This window comes from Pseudomonas sp. Os17 (assembly GCF_001547895.1).
In the GTDB taxonomy this organism is placed as follows: domain Bacteria; phylum Pseudomonadota; class Gammaproteobacteria; order Pseudomonadales; family Pseudomonadaceae; genus Aquipseudomonas.
Map to the genome: position 1 here is coordinate 3,267,356 of NZ_AP014627.1, position 18,986 is coordinate 3,286,341.

Sequence of the window (18,986 nt, forward strand, 5' to 3'; positions counted from 1 at the left end):
CATGACCACAGCCTGCCACCTGACCGGCGAACCCTCGCCAACCCTGCTCGACAGCGGCCTGCACGCCCTGGCCTGGGCCGCCCGGCGCTTTGACCTGAGCATCAGCGTGGCGCAGCTGGCGCACCGCCTGGGGCGGGTCGAGGGCCTGGCCGACAGCCTGGACCTGCGCCGCTGCGCCGGCTGGATCGGCCTGCGCGCCCGGGCCGTGCGCAGCCAGGTGCAGCGCCTGCAGCACCTGCCGTTGCCGGCCCTGCTGGAGACCACCCAGGGCTGGGTGGTGCTGGACGCGGTGGACGGCGACCAGTTGCGCATCTACTGGCCGCTGCAGGGCCAATGCCAGACCCTGACCCGCGCGGAACTGGCCTTGTGCTGGCCGGCCCGGGGCCAGGTGCTGTTGCTGGCCGAGCAGCATGTGCAGCCCAAGGCCCGGGGCTTCGGGGTGGGCTGGTTCCTGCCGTCGATCCTCAAGCACGGGCGGCAGTTTCGCAGCGTGCTGCTGGTGTCGCTGATGCTGCAAGGGGTGGCCCTGGTGACCCCGTTGCTGTTCGAGAACATCATCGACCGGGTGCTGGTCAGCCGCGGCCTGTCGAGCCTGCAGGTGCTGGGCATGGCCATGCTGGCCCTGGCCCTGTTCGAACCGCTGTTCGGCCTGGTGCGTTCCTGGTTGTTCAGCAACGTGGCGAGCAAGATCAACGCCGAGTTGTCGGCCCGCCTGTACCAGCACCTGATCCAGCTGCCCCTGGGGTATTTCCAGGGGCGCCAGACCGGCGAGATCATCGCCCGGGTCGGCGAGATGCAGCAGATCCGCCAGTTCCTCACCGGCTCGGCCCTGACCCTGGTACTGGACCTGGCCTTCTGCGGGCTGTTCATCGCCGTGATGTACAGCTACGCGCCGTTGCTGACCTGGGTGGTGGTGGGCTCCCTGGCCCTGTACTTCCTGTTCTGGCTCTGTGTGGGGCCCTTGCTGCGCAGCCGCGCCCTGCGCGAGTACGAGTTGAACGCGGCCAACACCGCTTTTCTCACCGAGGCGGTGACCGGCATCGAGACGATCAAGACCGGGGCCATCGAAAACGGCTTCCAGCAGCAGTGGCAGCGCCAGCTGGCGGCCTATGTGCGCGCGGCGTTCCACACCCGCATCGTCGGCATCTGGGCCGGGCAGGGCATCGGCCTGATCCAGAAACTCACCGCGGCGCTGCTGCTGTGGTGGGGGGTGATGCTGGTGCTGGACGGCCAGTTGAGCCCCGGCCAACTGGTGGCCTTCAACATGCTGGCCGGGCATGTGGTGGAGCCGATCCTGCGGCTGGCCCAGGTCTGGCAGGACTTCCAGCACACCCTGATTTCCCTGCGGCGCCTGGGCGACATCCTCGACACCGAGTGTGAAAGCGGCAGCGGCGGCCTGGCCTCGGTGCCGGCGCTGCAGGGCGGGGTGAGCTTCCAGGGGGTGCGCTTTCGCTACGCCGAAGACGGCCAGGAGGTGCTGCGCCAGCTTGACCTGGAGATCCGCCCGGGGGAGTTCGTCGGCATTACCGGGCCCTCCGGTTCCGGCAAGTCGACCCTGACCCGCCTGCTGCAGCGCCTCTACGTACCGCAGCACGGCCGGGTCATGGTGGACGGCATCGACCTGGCCATCGCCGACCCGGTGGCCCTGCGCCGCAACATGAGCGTGGTGCTGCAGGAAAGCGTGCTGTTCGCCGGCAGCGTGGCGCAGAACATCCGCCTGTGCCGGCCCCAGGCCAGCGATGCCGAGGTGCAGGACGCCGCCCGCCTGGCGGGGGCGGCGTCCTTTATCGAGGCCCTGGCCCAGGGCTACGAAACCCAGGTCGGCGAGCGCGGCGGCCAGCTTTCCGGCGGCCAGCGCCAGCGCATTGCCCTGGCCCGGGCGCTGCTCTGCAACCCCGGAATCCTCCTGCTGGATGAGGCCACCAGCGCCCTGGACTACGAGTCGGAGGCGGCGGTGATGGCCAACCTGCAGGACATCGCTCGGGGCCGCACGGTGATCAGCGTCGCCCATCGCCTCAACACCCTGCGCCATGCCGACCGGATCCTGGTCATCGACCAGGGGCGGGTGCTGGAACAAGGCACACAGGCCAACAGCTGCTCGACCTCGACGGGCTGTATGCCCGGCAGTGGGCCCTGCAGATGAAGGATTGACCCCACCCACGGCAGGAGGACCCGCCCACCCGTCACGTCTCCCACCCCGCATTCCCCCAGGCGGCCTTTCGCAACGCGAAGGGCTTCGCGCAACACAGACAAAGGATCACTGCAATGGCTTTCCTGTCCAAGGATTTCACGCGCCTGCTCAACTCCCTGATCGATCAACAGATCCAGGCTTCAGGCCGGCAAACCGAATGGTTCAACATGAGCGCCGACGAGCGCGCCTCCTACCTCGCCCAGGTCGGCGACCGCCTGCTGGAGATGCAGCAGAGCACCCTGAGCGTGCTGGCCGCCCAGCACTTCCAGATGCAGGACAACCCGGTGTCGGTCGCCGACCAGTTGCAGACCCTGCAACAGCGGCGCAAAGAGATGGACGCCGTCCCCGACACCCCGGCCACCAGCGCCTACAAGCAGCAACTGGACCGGGACATCCTGTTGTACAGGCGCCAGGACGCGGCGCTCAGCCACTATGACAAGACCTGGAGCAAGGCGCTGAACATGCTCAGCCCCAATGGCGCCCAGCCGTTGGACGTCAAGGGCCTGAAGGCCGATGCGCTGGCCAAGCAGGACAAGCTTGGCGGGCGGATCAAGCGTCTGGAGCAGCAACTGAGCGCCCAGGTGGCCGACTCCACCTTCAACCAGGCCTACGTCACGCTGTTCGCCGAGTTGCAGGCCTACAAGGAGGTCAGCAGCCGCTACGACGCCTTGCTCAAGGCCGGACCCAAGCAGCAGGCCGCGAGCCTGGGGGCGCTGGCCAAGGCGCCCCGGGCCTCCGACGACCTGCCGCTGAACATTTCCCTGTTGATGATGGAGGAGCGCCCCGGCTACATCCGCATGAACGTAGCGCTGGTCAATGCCAGCACCGACGGGCGCTTTAAGGACTTCTACCTGGACCACGGCCGGCTGGTGGTGCCCACCGACGGCGTGCTGAACTTCTCCTTCGGCACCGCGGCCCGCTCCCTGGCCTGGCAGCAGCAGTACCGGCTCAAGAGCGAGCCTCCGTCCATGCGCTCGCCGACCTATGCGCCGATCCGCTCGGTGCTGGTCAAGACCGGCTTCGTCGAACAGTACTTCGCCCACCACCTGGTGTCGGAAAGCGACCTGCGCGAAGGCTTCAAGGCCCAGTTGCTGAATGACGGCCACCGGCTGCTGCTGACCAACGTCGATCGCAAGGTGCCCAACCAGATCGGGATCCAGGTCTCGGGCCAGTCGCCCAGCACCAGCGTGCCCCGCGAAGTGCCCCTGGGCAGCGCCTTGGGCGAACTGATCAACCAGAACGCCGACATCACCAGCTTCCAGACCATCGGCCTGGAAGACTTCCGGCACAACAGCTACCAGCCGGACCGCGACGGAGTGTTCGTCAACATCCACGAACTGGAGCGGGCAGTGGGCTTTGCCGAGCGCCAGTACCTGCTGGAGATGCCCCAGGGCGGGGAGTTCCGCGCGGCCACGCCGTTTGCGCTGATGACCGTCGAGGGCGACAAGGTCAGCAGCAGCCACCTGAGCAAGGCCCAGACCGCCGCCTTGTACCAGTACAACGCGGCGTTCTTCGACACCCTGGAACAGCTGCGCAACGACGGCATCAAAGCCAGCCGCCTGTTCGAAGGCAGCCGCGAGCGCGCCACCTTCGTGCAGCAACTGACCCGCCTGCTGCAACGCAACCACCTGACCCCGGCCGGGATACTGCTGCCACAGCACAGCCGCGACAGCCTGCGGGATATCAAGGGCAACAACCTGAACAAGGTGCTCTGGGAACAGGCCTTTGCCGCGTCGGTGTGGCAGAGCCGGGACAACGATGCCTTGCTGTTCGGCCTGGCCGACCAACTGGTGCACAGCCCGGCGCTGGCCAGGGTCCTGCAGGGCGGTTACGTGCAGAGCGACATTGCCCAGGCCAAGCTGCTGCTGGCGCCGCTCTACGAGCAATGGCTGGAGCAGGCGGTCACGGCGGAAAACCAGCGGGTCGCCAACGCCAACGCCGCCCTGCATTCGAGCAACCCGAAGCGGCACACCTTCGATCACGTGGCCGTGGAGCGCTCCCTGGACAGCCAGCTGCTGAACCTGCTGCTGCGCGGCCCCGCCGGGCTGCAGCCGGGCGATGCCGCCCTGCGCCCCAGCGTCGAGGCGCAGCTGTCCAGCGACCAGGGCCGCAGCCTGCGCAAGCAGGCGCTGTTCCATGCCCTGCGCCCGGTGGCCGACAGCCTTTCCAAGGCCGCGGTGCCGGTCAATGGCCACGCCGCACTGGCATCGCCCGATGGCGCCAACAAGCTGGTGATCAACAATCGGCTGAATCAGCCCGACCCCTACCTGATCCTCAACACCCAGCCGGAGCGGGCCCAGGCCGATGCGCCGTTGTTGATCGCGGACGACAAGTACCGCAGCTACAGCCAGTTCCGTCCCGACCCGGACAATCCCGCCACGCGCTACATGAACGACCTGGACACGCCGTTCGTGGGCGGCATTTCCGGAACCACCCAGACCGTCAGCAATGCCTTGCCGGAACTGTTCGGCCAAGGGCTGAGCGTCAAGCAGTACTGGCAGTTCCAGATGGCCAATGCGGCGTTCATGATCCGCAACGGCTATCACTCGTTCTTCGAGACCCTGTATGTCGCCGCCCGCTATGAACCCCAGGGCCCGGGCAGCATCGGCCCGCAGCTGCTGCAGATGTTCGACCGCTACCGCGCCGAGGGCAGCCGGGAGGCATTGCACGGCAAGCTGTACGACGGGGTGATGGCCCGGGTCCTGCCCATCGTCAATCAGGGCAGGGCGGCGAGCGAGGAGTTCCATCCGCCACGCTTCACCAGCGTCGGCCCGCTGCCCGCATTGCAGGGGCAGGCGCTGCAGGATCGGCAGCTCAAGGGGGGGCTGGCGTTGCAGGGGGCCGGTTTTGAAGCGCGCCAGGGCAGCGCCGACATCCGCCAGTTCGTCGCCGACCCGGTGCAGTTCGCCCGCAGCCACACCCTGAGTGCCGAGGCCCTGGTCAAGTCGGGGCGCCTGCCGGCCCAGGGCCGTGTACAACTGGTCAAGGTCGCGCCGGACCTGTACGAGCTCGAATACACCGAGCACGGCGCCAATGAGGTGGCCGGCAACAGCGCGCCGGCGTATTTCCTCGGCTACAACGGCCCCAACCAGGCCAATGCCGCGCCGGCCTACGTGGACATTCCCAAGCACGGGGCCGTGGGCAGCTTCCTGTTCACCGGCACCCTGTCGGGCTGCTCGCTGGTGGTGACCAGCCTGGACGCCAACACCTACCGGGTCTATCACGACGGCCGGGTCAACAGCTCGCTGCTGTACGACAACGTGGTGATGGCGGTGGACTACAAGGACTATCAGGTCGCCGGCACCGCCGAGGGCCTGGCCGCGGCCTACATGCAGTACGTCGATGGCCAGTGGCAGCTGGTGTTCCAGCGCCAGGAGTACCAGCGCCAAGGGCCGATGGTCTGGCCGAAATTGCGCGATGGCGCCGAGCCCCTGGCGATCCAGACCGCCGACACCCGGGTGATGGAACGCAACCGGGCCGAGTTCGCCGCCTACCGCGAGCAGGTGCAGCAGAACCTGAAAAAGGTCGCGGCCCAGTTCGGGGTGCCGGTCGACGGGGTGGCTGACGGTGTCTACGACAGTGGCGCCTTCTCTCCCGAGCATCCGGCGATCGCCGCCTGGAATCAGCTGCGTGAAGCCGTGCAGGACCGGGTCAACGCCGATATCCAGCACCTGAGCGACCGGCGCTACCAGTTGCAGGAGCAGCGACGCACCGCCGGCGACAAGGCGCTGATCGACCAGCAGATCCGGCAGATCAACCTGACCCAGGACTACTACCGGGCGCAGTACGAGCCGGTGCTGCGCGAAGCCGGCTCGGTGGAAAAGACCTGGCTCTGGCAGCAGATCAGGGCCAAGGAGGGCAGCGCCGCCGTGGTGCGCACCGACGACACGGCCATCCAGGGCGGTGGCGAGGAGCGAGCCAGCAGCATCGGCGAGCGCTATGCCACGACCGAGGCCTACCAGCGCGGCGCGCGGGGCACGGCCTTCAGCGACGGCCTGCGGGATTATCGCCAGATCAAGATTCCCGGGGTGGACGACAAGATGTCTTCCCTGGACATGAAGCGGCTGTTCCTCGACGGCTCGCTCACGCCCCAGCAACGGGGTGCCCTGAGTGGCCGCATCAGCGAGACCGCCCAGGCCGAGTACATCGACAAGGTGCTGCGCCAGACCGCGGTGTTCAGCGAAGACTTCCAGAGCGCCGGCAGCGTCTTCGGCCAGCTGGCGCCCCAGGATTTCTACCTGTCCCTGGTGGGGGACCGCTCCGGCGGCCGTTGCTACCCGCTGGTGCGGGCCATGGCCGTGGCCCTGGCCAATGGCGGCGAGGCGGGGATCAACAGCCTGGTGCAGAAGCTGTTCCTGGCCTCCGCCGACCCGCAGGCGGGCAGCTCGACCCTGCTCAAGAACAGCCTGATCCGCCTGCACTCCAACGTCGAGGCGGTGCAGGCGTCGACGCCGCTGGGGCAGCTCAAGCTGACCGAGGTGGTGGCGCGGCTGGCCGCCAGCAAGGGCCCGGCGATGTTCGCCCTCAATACCCAGAACCACTCGATGATGGTCGGCAGCACCTCCACCGCCGAGGGCCAGCGCTACTACTTCTATGACCCCAACGTGGGGATCTTTGCCTTCGATTCCACCCAGGGCCTGTCCCAGGCCATGCAACAGCACCTGGTCAAGCGCAAGCTGGCCGCCCACTACGGCGCGTTCGGCAGCCAGTCGCTGCCGGCCTTCAACCTCATCGAGATCGACACCGGCAAGATGGCCGAAGTGCCGGTGGGCAACGGCCTGAACGTCGCCGACCTGTCCCGTCCCGAGGAACTGGCCGGGGTCATCGGCCAGCGCCGTCAGGTCGAGCAGGCGCTGGACGCCCGGCAGCGCATCAGTGACGACCTGCGCCTGGGCGCGGCACTCACCACCTTCGACGCCGAGCAGTGGGGCGCGCGCTTCGACGCCGCCAGCAGCCGGCTGGCCCGGGAGCACCAGCTGGGCAGCCAGTGGATACCGATCATCGCCACTACCGAGGAGCGGAAGGAGGGCGGCTATCGGGTGCAGTTCATCAACCGCGACCAGCCCGAACACACCCGCTGGCTGAGCACCGACGACGGCACCTTTGTCGAGTTCCGCCGTTTCGTCGATGAGCACATGCGCGTATTCACCGAACACTTCACCCTGGAGCACGGCCAGATCCGGCCGCGGGCCGGGGTCGGCGAAGCGCCGGCGGTGGACGGCCTGAACGCCGGCTTCGCGGTGCAGACGCTGATCCAGTGGTTTGCCGACAAGCACCGCCAGGACGCGGCCCAGGGCAGCACTTCGGCAGATTTGGCCACGGCATTGAAGATCCACAGCTACCTGGGCCTGGTGCAGATCGGCCATGGCACCGTGCAGGATGTGGCCAAGGTCACCGAGCTGGTGCAGACCGCGTTGCGCGGCGAGGCCCTGGCCGCCGAAACCTCCCTCAAGGACTTTGCCTCGACCCTGGGGCATACGGTCAACGAAGGCGCCGGCCTGCTGTTTGGCGGGGCCATGGTGGGCCTGGACGCCTATGAACTGGCCCATGCCGAGAACGACGTGCAAAAGGCCGTGTTCGGCACCCAGCTGGCGTTCGACTCGGCCAGTTTCGTCACCGGCGCGGCCGGGGTCGGCGCCGGCCTGCTCGGGGCCTCGACGGCGGCCGCGGTGCTGGGCGGCGCGGGGGTGATCCTCGGCGGCCTGGCGGTGGGTTTCACCGCGCTGGCCCAGGCCTTTGGCGCGGTGGCCGAAGACGCCAAGGCGGTGGGGCGCTACTTCGACACACTGGATCAGGCCTACAAGGGCAACGGCTACCGTTACGACGCCGACAAACAGGTGCTGGTGCCCCTGGCCGGCGCGGTGGTCAAGACCCTGGACCTGCGCAACAACCAGATCGCTTTCGACAGCCAGTACATCTACCGTACCCACCACGGTTCCACCGGTTCCGGGGCGATCAACTACTTCTTCTGGGCCGGGGATTTCCCGCGGATGATCCACGACCGCAGCCAGGCGATCGAGGTGCGCAGCGGCATCGGCTACCCCCAGGCGTCGCAGGCCCTGGCCCATGGCGAAAGCTCGGCGGTGATTCTGCCGGGCACGCCCAAGTCCTACATCAGCTACGAGTACATGATCCTGCCGGGGGCCACCACCCGGCATGACACCGGCTTCGACGTGATCCGCCGGCTGGAGAACGACCGGCGCTTCGACTACGACTTCTACATCTTCCCCAGCGAGGAGACGATCCGGCGCATTCACCAGGAATACGTCGACACCCCGATCCAGGTACTGCTCGATGGCCATGACCGGCAACTGGTGATCCCGGAGCTGCCCAAGGAGCTGTACGGCTACCTCAACTACCAGATCAAGGGCGCTGGCGGGCGCTATCTGGTGGGGCTCAACGAGGGCACCCGGGTCGAGCTTGCCAGCGAGGCCGGCAGCACGCCGTCGCGCTGGATCATCGACAGCAGCCAGCTACAGAGCGAAACCATCAGCGTGTCCAAGGGCCAACTGACGGTCGGCGGGGTGGTGGTCAAGCTCGACCCGGCGAGCAATGGCCAGGTGCTGGTGGTCAACGCCAGGGGCGAAGTGCGCGAGGTGGACTTCGTCGGCATGACGGCCCAGGTAGTGGAAGAAGACGCGAAGCACTGGCAGTTGCCCGGCCAGCGCATCGAGCAGCACCTGAGCGAGCTGGCCAAGGCCCATCAACTGCACGGCCAGTACGTGGTCGTGGATAACTACAGCCATGCCGGGCGCAACGTCGGCCGGGCCTACTACGACGTGGCCAAGGACCGCATGCTGTTCACCGACACGGCGCTGGAACAGGCCCGCAACGCCCAGTTGGGCGCGGTGATCGGCGAGCACGCCTACTTCGTCGACGCCGAGAACGCCGCGGCCTGGCGGGTGGAGATCGCCACGGGCAAGGTCGATGTCCAGTTCAACCCGCCGTTCAACCACAGCGCCGGGCGGATCAGCCGCTTCTGGCAGGAGGGCGACGCGGTCTATCTGGCCCGGCGTTATCAGCTCAAGGAGCGCGAGGCCGAGCTGAACTTCCGCATCCTCGGCGACCGCATGGAACTGGTGGGGGTGGTGGGCGATGAAGCGCTGCTGCAGCTCTCGGCCCGCACCGACCAGCATGGCGACCCTCTCACGACCCTGTTGCAGGGCTACAAGGCACAGGCCACGGAGCGCGACACCCCGGTGTACAGCCTTGGCGCGCCACTGATGGACCCGAGCCCCGCGGCGCTGGTGACGCTGTTTGGCCTCGACCAGGACAAGGTCGCGCACCGCTATTGGGTCCGCACCAGCGACGGCACCCTGATCAAGCCGAACCTGGCACCGCCGTCCGCTCAGGAGCCGCTGCTGGATGCCCAGGGCAAACCCCGGAGCGCTTGGCCGATCCCGGCAGACCTGGTGTTCGCCGGCAGCCTGATGCAGAGCGCTGGCCAGGAAGTGTTCTTCTTCTACAGCCAGCAGCACAAGGCGCTGTTCCGCCAGGAAGGGCCGGGGCAGAAGGTCCTCGACGCCAGCCAGCCGAGCGCCTTGCGCCTGGCCACGCCGACCCTGGCCAATGTGCTGCAGCTCAACGGCCATCTGCTGGCCGTGACCGAGGATGGGCGGGTGGCACGGATCGAGGCCACGGGACGCCTGAGCTATGAAGCGGTCAACGAGCATTGGCTCAAGAACCACGCCAACTGGTGGCAGGAGCTGGCCACTGTCAACGGCCGCAACGCCACCCTGGCGGTGTTCGGGGTCAAGGCCGCGGACGGCAAGACGGCATTGGCGGTGTGGTACCACAACGGCCAGGTGGTGGTGGCCGAGGCTGCGCTGCAAGGCAAGCCGCTGCAGTTCCTCGGCTTCGACAGCACAAGTGGCAGTGCGCGGCTGTTCGAGCCCGAGAGCGGCTCGCTGTACCTGCAGGCGCCGATGAGTCCGCAAGCGCTGGCGTCGGCCTTTGCCGGCGACCAGGTGCTGGAGGCCGCGGCGCAACTGCCGGCGGCCACGCGGCTGATGCCCGAGGTGCCGCTGCGCTCGGCGGTGCAGGTGGATGCTGGCTTGCGCCTGACCACGGTGCAGGGGGAAATCCTCTTGCGCGACCACGACGGCAAGGTGCAACTGGTGGCGCTCGACAAGGGCTGGCAGCAGGCGCACCTGGCCACGCTGCCCCAGGCGCTGGCGGCAGTCGCCGGGCACTGGGGCGCCCAGGGCGTGTTGACCTTGCAGGACCGCGGCGCCCAGGGCTGGTTCGATATCGCCAGCGGCCAGGTGTTCGCCAGCAGCGGCATTGCCAACGCCAGCGAGCTGCGGTTTATCGGCGTTGCCGCTGAGTCGTCGCGCTCGGCCTACGCCTTCAGTCCCACGGAACAGGCGCTGTACAAGGTCAAGGGCGGGGCGGCGCAGAAGCTCGGCCATTACGGCAATGTCCAGCGTATCGGCAGCTCGCTGCTGCTGCAGGGCGGGGGCGGTGCTCGCCGGGATGAACTGGCGCCGCCGTTGCTGGCCGGGGTCGACAGCCTGGTGCTGCACGGCGGCGGCGCTGACGACACCTATCGCCTGAGCCCGGCGATGTGGGCGCACTACCGCACGGTGGTGGTCGACAACGAGGACCCCGGCCAGGCCCTGGACCGCCTGATCCTGCCGGTGGCCGACGCCGGCAAAGTCCTGGTCAGTCGCCGGGGCCAGGATGTGCTGCTGACCGACGTCGACAACGGCAATGCCCTGGTGCTGCGTCAGGTGCTGGGCGAGCAGGGCGCGGCGCACCGGCACCTGCAGATCGAGCTGCAAGGCGATTCATCGGTGATCAGTGTCGATTATCTGTTGAAGGGCTTTGCCCAGGCGGGGCTGTCCCAGGACGCTGTGTTCGAGCTGTCCTCGCGCGAGCGCCAGCCCGTGCCGGACAAGGCTGCAAACGCCGCGCTGGCGACCGTCGAAGGCCCCCGCCTGGCCAAGCTGAGCGGGGCCATGGCGGCCTTTGCCGACACCGGCGGTGCCCGTGAGCTGCTACCGCATGATCGCCAGGCGGCGCAGGCGGTGCTGGTGCCACCGTTGAGCTGACCGCAGGGGAGTTACCACAGGAGGGGCGCCCAGCCTCTCCTGTCTCCCGGCCTCCGAATCACTTCCCTATGTAGAACCCACCATGATCAACCCGATGATTTCGCGGCAGCGCGCCCTTGCCGGCTGGCTGCCTGTCTTGGTGCTGCTGGCCGTTGCCCCGGCCCAGGCCGTTCAACCGCCGCCCCAGACGCTGCCCAGCGACCTGTGGCGGGTGTACCTGGATACCCGGCAGAACAACAGCGAACTGGCGGCGGCCCGCGCCGACCAGGCCGCCCGCGCCGAGGCGCTGCCCCAGGCCCGGGCCGGGCTGCTGCCGACGCTGTCGGCCAGCGCCGACCTCAACAGCACCAGCACCTCCCTGCAACAACCGCGGCAGGACACCCAGCGCAGCAGCACCAGCTACCAGGCGGTGCTCAACCAGCCGGTCTTTCGCGTCGATCGCTGGTTCACCTTCAAGGCGGCCCAAGCCGAAGACCGGCAGGCCCGGCTGGAGCTGGCCGCGGCCGAGCAGAAACTCATGCTCGACAGCGCCCAGGCCTATTTCGGCCTGCTCAAGGCCCAGGACGCCCTGGCCGCGGCCAAGGCCGAGGAAGCAGCGCTCAAGCGCCAGCAGCAACTGGCCGAGCGAGGCCTGCAACTGGGCCTGTCGGACCGTACCGACGTGCTCCAGGCCCAGGCCGGGCATGACACGGCGCGGGCCAATCGGATCGTCGCGCAAAAGCACACCGACGATGCCTTCGAAGCCCTGGACACCCTGACGCACCAGCAGTACCAGGCGATCCAGGGCGTGCGGCACGACATGCCGGTGCTCTTGCCCGAGCCCAACGAGGCGCGGCGCTGGGTCGACACCGCGGTGCGCCAGAACCTGACCCTGCTGGCCAGCCAGCACGCCCTGGACGCGACCCTGCAGACCCTGCGCGCGCGCAAGGCCGGGCACGCCCCGACCCTGGACGCGGTGGTGCGCTACCAGACCGGCGACAACGACGGCCTGGGCTACGGCAACAGCGACATTCGCGGTAACGGCTATGGCGGCACGGTGCAGCAGCGCAGTGTCGGGCTGCAGTTGAATATTCCGTTGTTCAGTGGCGGCCAGACCCGCTCCCAGGTACGCGAAGCCCACCAGCGGATGAATCAGCGCGAGTACCTCAACGACAACTTGCAGCGTCAGGTGGTGGAGCAGACCCGCAACCTGCATCGCGGCCTCAACAGCGCGGTGGATCAGGTCCAGGCGCGACGCCAGTCGATCATCTCCAACCAGGGCGCGGTGCTGGCCTCGCAGTTGGGCTTTCAGGTCGGCACCCGCAACATCGTCGACGTGCTGGAGGCGCAGCGCCAGCTGTACAACGCCGTGCGCCAGTACAACGACAGCCGCTATGACTACATCCTCGACACCCTGCGGCTCAAGCAAGCGGTGGGCACCCTGTCGCCCCAGGACCTCAAGGCGCTTGGTGATTACCTCAAGGCCGACTACGATCCGGACCGCGATTTTCTGCCGCCGGAGTTTCCACGCCGGTTGGCAAGACGCTGAAGGGGCAGGGCAGCAGGCCGGGCCAGCGTCGACGCACAGGGATTCAGCAGTCAAAGGGGCAAGCGGTTGTACAGGTTATTGGAGTTCTTCGACGGCCACCGACGGTGCTGCTACGCCCTGGGCGTAGTGCTCGCGGTGGCGGCGGCAGTGGCGCTGGGCAACTACTACCGGCTGCAGGTCGAGGACGTCTACCAGGCCAGCCTGCAGTTGCAGACAAGGGAGCGCGCCCAGGACCTGGAACAATGGAAATCCAGCGGTTTTGCCATTGGCGCGCTGTCGATCCTGGGCCGTCACAACCCGGCGCTGAAGCGGGTGGTGCTGGAGCCCCGGCCCTCGGCCGAGCTGATGGAGCGGGCCAGCATTCCCCTCAAGACCCTGTCCATGGTGGTGGGGGCCAACCACGCGTTCGTGCTCAACCGGGACGGGGTGGTGGTGGCGGCCCATGATCATCAGGGGCGCCTGCCGCTGGGGCAGAACGTGGCCTTCCGCCCTTACTTCAAGGTAGCCCTCAAGGGCGGCACCAGTGTCTACGGGGCAATCAGCGTGACCACCGGCACCCGCATGTTCTACATGGCGGTGCCGATCTTCGAGTCGCGCACCCGACAGGACCAGGTGATCGGCGTGCTGGTGGCGCGCTTTGACGGCGAAATGCTCGATGACAGCCTGGGCAAGCCCCACAGCGACGACCTGAAGATGATCCTCTCGCCCAGCGGCGTGGTGCTGGCCGCCAGCGCCCCGGCCCTGGTGCTCAAGTCCGACCGGGCCTGGCCGTGGAACCGCTTCACCGGCGAGATCCGCCGCCAGTTCAGCGACTATCCGTTTGCCAACGGCGTGCCCGAACGCTTGCCCTTCGATGCCCGACAGCGCGTGGTCACGCTGGACGGCCGGCGCTACGGCCTGTCCCGGGTGGAGTTCGACTGGAACGACCCCAGCGGCCCCTGGAGCCTGATCTCCCTGGGCGACCTGGATGCGCTGTTGCCGGTGGAACAGGTGCTGCTGCTCGAAGCCTTGAGCACACTGGTGTTCCTGCTGTTGCTCTGGGGCGGCCTGCGGCGGCTGGCCGATGCCCGGCGGCACAAGCGCGACGTGGCGCAGATCGAAGAGAGCGAACAGCGCCTGGACATGGCCCTGCAAAGCGGCGCGCTGGGGCTGTGGGACTGGAACATCAGCCAGGGGACGGTGATCAACAACGATGTGTGGCTGCAGATTCTCGGCTACAGCAAGCAGGAAATGCAGCAGACCTTCGGCCATGGCCTGGAGCGCTGGGTGTGCCTGGTGCATCCGGACGACTATGGGCCGGTCATGGCCCGGCTCCAGGCCCACCTCAACGATGAAGTCGGCGAGTACCGCGCCGAATACCGCATGCGCCACAAGAACGGCCAATGGCTGTGGGTGCTGGACATCGGCAAGATCATGCAGCGTGACGCCCACGGTGCCCCGGCGCGGGTCACCGGGGTGCTGCACGACATCAGCGAGCGCAAGGCCGTGGAAACCCAGATCCAGCAGTCCCGGCGCGACGCCGAGCTGGCGACCCAGGCCAAGTCGGAGTTTCTCGACTGCATGTCCCACGAGATCCGCACCCCGCTGAACGCCATCATCGGCATGGCCCATCTGGCCCTGGACCTGCCCCTGGAACGCCAGCCCCGGGACTACCTGGAGAAGATCGACCGGGCGGCCAAAAAGTTGGTGGGCACCATCAACGGCGTGCTCGACCTGTCGAAGATCGAAGCCGGCAAGCTGAGCCTGGAGCAAGTCGGCTTCAACCTGCGGGAACTGGTGGATGACGTGCTGCTGCTGGTGCGCCAGCGCGCCGCGGACAAGGGCCTGCGCTTGCTGCTGGAGATCCCCCCGGCGCTGCCCAGCCATTACCTTGGTGACCCGCTGCGCCTGGCCCAGGTGCTGACCAACCTGGTGGACAACGCGATCAAGTTCACCGAGGCAGGCCAGGTCTGTATCGGCGTGTGCCTGATGCGCCAGTGGGACGACCGGGTGCTGCTGCGCCTGAGCGTCACCGACACCGGGGTGGGCTTGAGCGACGAGCAGCAGGCCCGGCTGTTCAATGCCTTTGTCCAGGCTGACCGCTCCATCAGCCGACGCTACGGCGGCAGCGGCCTGGGGCTGAACATCGCGAAGAAAATCGTGCAGATGATGCAGGGCGATATCGAGGTCAAGAGCCAGCTGGGCCAGGGCGCGGCGTTCCACTTCACCGTGCAGTTGCAGTTGCCCCAGGCACCGCTGGCCGGTAGCAATGGCGCGCCCAGCCGCGCACCGGGAGCGCGCCCGGTCAGCGAACATGCCCAACTGCTGGCGGGCAGCCGGGTGCTGGTGGTGGAGGACAACCCGTTGAACCGGGATGTGTTGCAGGGCCTGCTGCGGCAGGTGGGGGTGCAGGCGGTGCTGGCAGCCAACGGCGCCGAGGCCTTGCGCCTGTTGCGCGCCGCGCCGCACTTCGACGCGGTGCTGATGGACTGCCAGATGCCGGTCATGGACGGCTTCGGCACTGCGCAGCAGATCCGCGCTTGTCCGCACTGGCAGGCGCTGCCGATCATTGCCGTGACCGCCTGCAGTCCGGCCGATGTGCAGGGCAGGGCGCTGGCGGCGGGAATGAACGACCTGCTGAGCAAGCCGCTGGACGTCGACGAACTCTATCGCACGCTGGTGCGCTGGATCAGGCAGCTGGACCTGCCGCCGGCGCCACCCCCGGCCCGTCTGCCCGACAACGGCCCGGGGCGGGTCTACCGAGGCGTCGACCCGGTGCTGGGACTGGCGCTGGTGAACCAGGACCTGGCGCTGCAGCACAAGCTGCTGGCCGGTTTTCGCCACAGCCAGCAGTCGATCATCGAACGCCTGCGGCTTGCCGAGGCGGCCGGGGACTGGCAGGCCATCGGCTTTTTGGCCCACAGCCTGCAAGGGTCGGCCGGCAGCATCGGCGCCACGGCGGTCAGGCAGGCCGCCCGGCAACTGGAGGAGCAGTGCGCGGCACGGGCCGACCTTCGACCGCCGATCGAGCACCTGGCGCAGTGCCTGGCACCGCTACTGGCCGACCTGCAGGAGCTGCCGCCCGTTTCCGACGGTCAGCCGGCACCGCCCCATCAGCCGGCACCGCCCCATCAGGCGCTGAGCGCCGAGCAACTTCTGCAGGTGGAGCGGCTGGCCAGCGTGCTGCGCGAGCACAATGCCCAGGCCCTGGCGCTGATCGATGCGCTGTGCGCGCAGCACCCGGGCAGCGGCTTGCAGGCGATTCAGGAGCAGATCTACCGGCTGGAGTTCCAGCAGGCCCATGACCTGCTGCTGGACTGGCGCGCTGCCCGGGCCTAGCCCGCGTCCCGGGTCAGGGCCTGATAGCGGGCCATGCGGTCGCTGCAGTGCTCGACCAGGCATTGATGCAAGGCGCGCAGCGACGCGGTGATGTGCGAGCGGTGCGAAACCACCAGGCTCAGCGGCGCGGCATCGGACTGCCAGCCGGGCAACAGCGGGCGCAGGCGACCGGCGAGCAGGTCTTCGACCACATTGAGCAGCGGCAGGTTGACCACGCCCTGGCCGGCCAGCGCCCAGCGCCGCGCCACGTCGCCGTCATCACAGCAGAAGTGTCCCTGCACCGGGACGTCCTCGACGCTGCCGTGGGCATGGAAGCGCCAACGACTTTCCGGCCGGCCGATGCTGTGGCAGATGATGCATTCGTGTTCGCTCAGCTGTTGCGGCGAGGTGGGCGCGCCATGTTCCGCCAGGTAGGCGGGCGCGGCGCAGGCGATGAACGAGTGCTGCTTGAGCACCGGCAACTCCACCAGGTCCAGCGCCAGGCTCTTGCCGTAGCGCAACGCGGCGTCGAAACGGCCCTTGAGCAGGTCTTCTTCCTTGTCGCTCAGCGCCAGCTTGATGTACATCTGCGGCCGCTCCTGCTTGAGCCGGGCCAGCATCTCCAGCAGCAGGTTGCGCCCCAGGTCGGAGGACACCGTGAGTTCCAGCATGCCGTCGTCGTGGCTCAGGGAGCGCTTGCCGGCGGCGAGAATCTTCAGGGCGTGCTGGGCGCTTTCCAGGTAGCGGGCGCCTTCGGGGGTGAGCTTCATGGTCCGGGTCGAGCGGGTGAACAGGCGCACGCCGAGTCGGTTCTCCAGGCGCTTGAGCCCCAGGCTGGCGGCCGCCGGAGTGATCGACAGGACGCGAGCGGCGGGGGACAGGCCCTCCAGCTCGGCAATCAGAATGAACAGCTCCAGGTCTGCGAAGTTAGGCATGGGCGAGGGTCACAGTCCGTTCAAGGGGCATGAAAGGTCTGTGCCGCATTCAGCAAGGCCGCCGAAAGCGCTTGCGGGTCACCGGCGATGCACGGCTCGAACCCGGGTTGCCGGAGCATCCGCGCCATGGCCCGGGCGTGCCGCGCGGGGAGGGCTTCGGCACTGGCCTGGAGCAGGCTCAGGTGGTAGTCCAGCGCCAGGGCGAACAGCCGGGCCGCCAGGGGCAGCGGCTCCGTGCTGTCCTGGCTGGCGGAGCCGCGCAGCAGGGCATCGGCGTGGGTGAGTTGCCAGGCCAGGTTGAGGATCGGGTCCTCGGGCTCGGCTTGGGCGAGAATCTCCTCGATCAGCAAGCGGCTGCGCACCAGAGCCTGATCGATCGCGCTGCCGGGCGGGTTGAGGCCCATCAGCGCCAGGCAGGCAGCGCTGCGAAAGGCCGCGGGGTCGCTCTGGGTCACACTGCTGTCCAGCACGATCGCCAGGGTCTCAAGCAGCGCCTCAAGGTGGATCTGCCGGTTGTCGGCCAGTTGCAGGGCCAGCGCGCCGATGAACCCGTCGCGCATGTCGGTGCCGGCCGAGGGGCCGCTGCCCGCTTGCGGGCCATGCAGGGGCTTGTTGCGGTATCCCAGTTGCGTGGCGACCCGGGCCAGCACCACCGGCGGCGAAATCGGCTTGGCAATGTAGTCGGCGGCCCCCAGCAGCAGGCCCAGGCGCTCGTCTTCGACACTGCTGCGCGAGGTCAGGAAAATCACCGGGATGGCGGCGGTCGCCGGGTGGCTCTTGAGCTCGCTGAGCACCTGGAAACCGTCCATTTCGGGCATCAGGATATCGAGGATGATCAGGTCGGGGCTGGCACTGCGCGCCAGGGCCAGGCCGCGCTGGCTGTCCTTGGCCAGCAGCACCTCGTATTCACTGGTCAAGGCATTGGACAGCAGGATCAACGATTGCGGATCGTCGTCGATCGCCAGGAGGGTATAGGGCTTGGGAGCATGCTCTGCGGGCATGACGAGGGGCCTGGAAAAAAGAGGCCGGCAGTCTAGCGTATTTGGCCGATCCAGGCCTAGCGCGCCGCCGGCAAGGTCACGGCCGTGGCCGCCTCACCGGCCGCGCCGCGACCGGCCCGGGGCCTTATTCCAGGTGATCGCACAGATGTTCGGCTTCGATGATGGTTTCGCCCAGGGAGTGGAAGTAGGCCCGCCAGAATTGCACCGCTTCCTGCGCCGCTTCCCGGTCATTGAGGCATTCGATTTCAAAGATGTCGGTGCCTTGCAGTGGCCGGGTCTCGCGCCAGAGCCGCAGCGCCAGGTCGGGGGTGTCCTGGATCCGCTGCAACAGGCGGTTTTCGTGATCCTTGATGTCGTCGAGTACATAGTCGACGAACAGGCAGTAGTCGTTTGCCGGGCAGACGCCAAAGATGTGAAAACGATCCGTGTTGGGAGTGCTCATGAAGGTCATCCTCTTTCATGATGGCAGTGTGCCAAGGCTCGATTGGCACCCAGGCCGTTAGCCTAATACCGATCCGAAAATTTTCAATTGTGAATTTTTTTGTGGCGTCGAAGAGCCTTCCGCGACGGCTCGCAACCCTTGAAACAGAGCCGCGCCGGGGGTGGCGGCAGTCTGTCGGGTGAGGTCCGGGCAGGCCATGGGGCCTCGATGTGTAAAGTGTTTGCATTCGGGTTTGACAGCTCATCCGCGGCTACTACGCTCGTACCGTTGTCCTGCAGGAAGCAACCTGAACCTGCAGGCGCAAGCAGGCGATAAATACGCCCCAAGTGGTGTGAAACAACAATGACGCCAGGCAGGCATCGTTGTTGCTGACCAGCCTCAGACACTCACTGGCAATAGGGAATTACTGTGTTCAGGTACACGGATGTGTTGGCCTTGCTCTCCACTGAATCCACGTTGAACAGCCCCAACCCTGGCTATTGCGCCAGGGCCGGCGGCTGCTTTGCGCTTTTCTTCTCCCAGGCAGGCCCCCGAAGGCT

7 protein-coding genes are annotated in these 18,986 nt (G+C 67.5%); 4 read left to right on the forward strand and 3 right to left on the reverse strand.

All coding sequences use genetic code 11. From position 1 onward, the window contains the following. Position 1 precedes the first annotated feature (1 nt). The 4 genes from POS17_RS14645 (at position 2) to POS17_RS14660 (ending at position 16,090) form a co-directional block, all read left to right on the forward strand. Positions 2-2,143, forward strand: a complete 2,142-nt coding sequence (locus POS17_RS14645; RefSeq protein ID WP_231979037.1) for a type I secretion system permease/ATPase — start codon at positions 2-4, stop codon at positions 2,141-2,143. Between the two features lie 122 nt (positions 2,144-2,265). Further along, positions 2,266-11,244 (forward strand): TcdA/TcdB pore-forming domain-containing protein, encoded by an 8,979-nt coding sequence (locus tag POS17_RS14650; RefSeq protein ID WP_060839233.1) that lies wholly within the window; start codon positions 2,266-2,268, stop codon positions 11,242-11,244. A gap of 82 nt (positions 11,245-11,326) precedes the next feature. Beyond that, on the forward strand, positions 11,327-12,772 hold the full coding sequence (locus tag POS17_RS14655; protein WP_060839234.1) for a TolC family outer membrane protein: 1,446 nt from the start codon (positions 11,327-11,329) through the stop codon (positions 12,770-12,772). Between the two features lie 78 nt (positions 12,773-12,850). Continuing rightward, positions 12,851-16,090 carry an ATP-binding protein gene (locus POS17_RS14660; protein WP_060839235.1) on the forward strand — a complete coding sequence of 1,080 codons (3,240 nt, stop codon included), beginning with the start codon at positions 12,851-12,853 and terminating at the stop codon, positions 16,088-16,090. On the opposite strand, the gene POS17_RS14665 is transcribed toward POS17_RS14660, so the two are convergent. The 3 genes from POS17_RS14665 to POS17_RS14675 all read right to left on the reverse strand — a co-directional run bounded on the left by POS17_RS14665 (position 16,087) and on the right by POS17_RS14675 (position 18,447). Then, a complete protein-coding gene (locus POS17_RS14665; RefSeq protein WP_060839236.1) occupies positions 16,087-17,004 on the reverse strand; it encodes a LysR family transcriptional regulator in 918 nt (305 codons plus the stop codon). The genes POS17_RS14660 and POS17_RS14665 overlap by 4 nt on opposite strands. 20 nt (positions 17,005-17,024) lie before the next feature. Continuing rightward, positions 17,025-18,005, reverse strand: a complete 981-nt coding sequence (locus POS17_RS14670) for a response regulator (protein WP_060839237.1) — start codon at positions 18,003-18,005, stop codon at positions 17,025-17,027. Positions 18,006-18,129: 124 nt separating this feature from the next. Then, positions 18,130-18,447: a hypothetical protein gene (locus POS17_RS14675; protein WP_148654960.1), complete on the reverse strand. Its 318-nt coding sequence runs from the start codon at positions 18,445-18,447 to the stop codon at positions 18,130-18,132. Between the last annotated feature and the right edge of the window lie 539 nt (positions 18,448-18,986).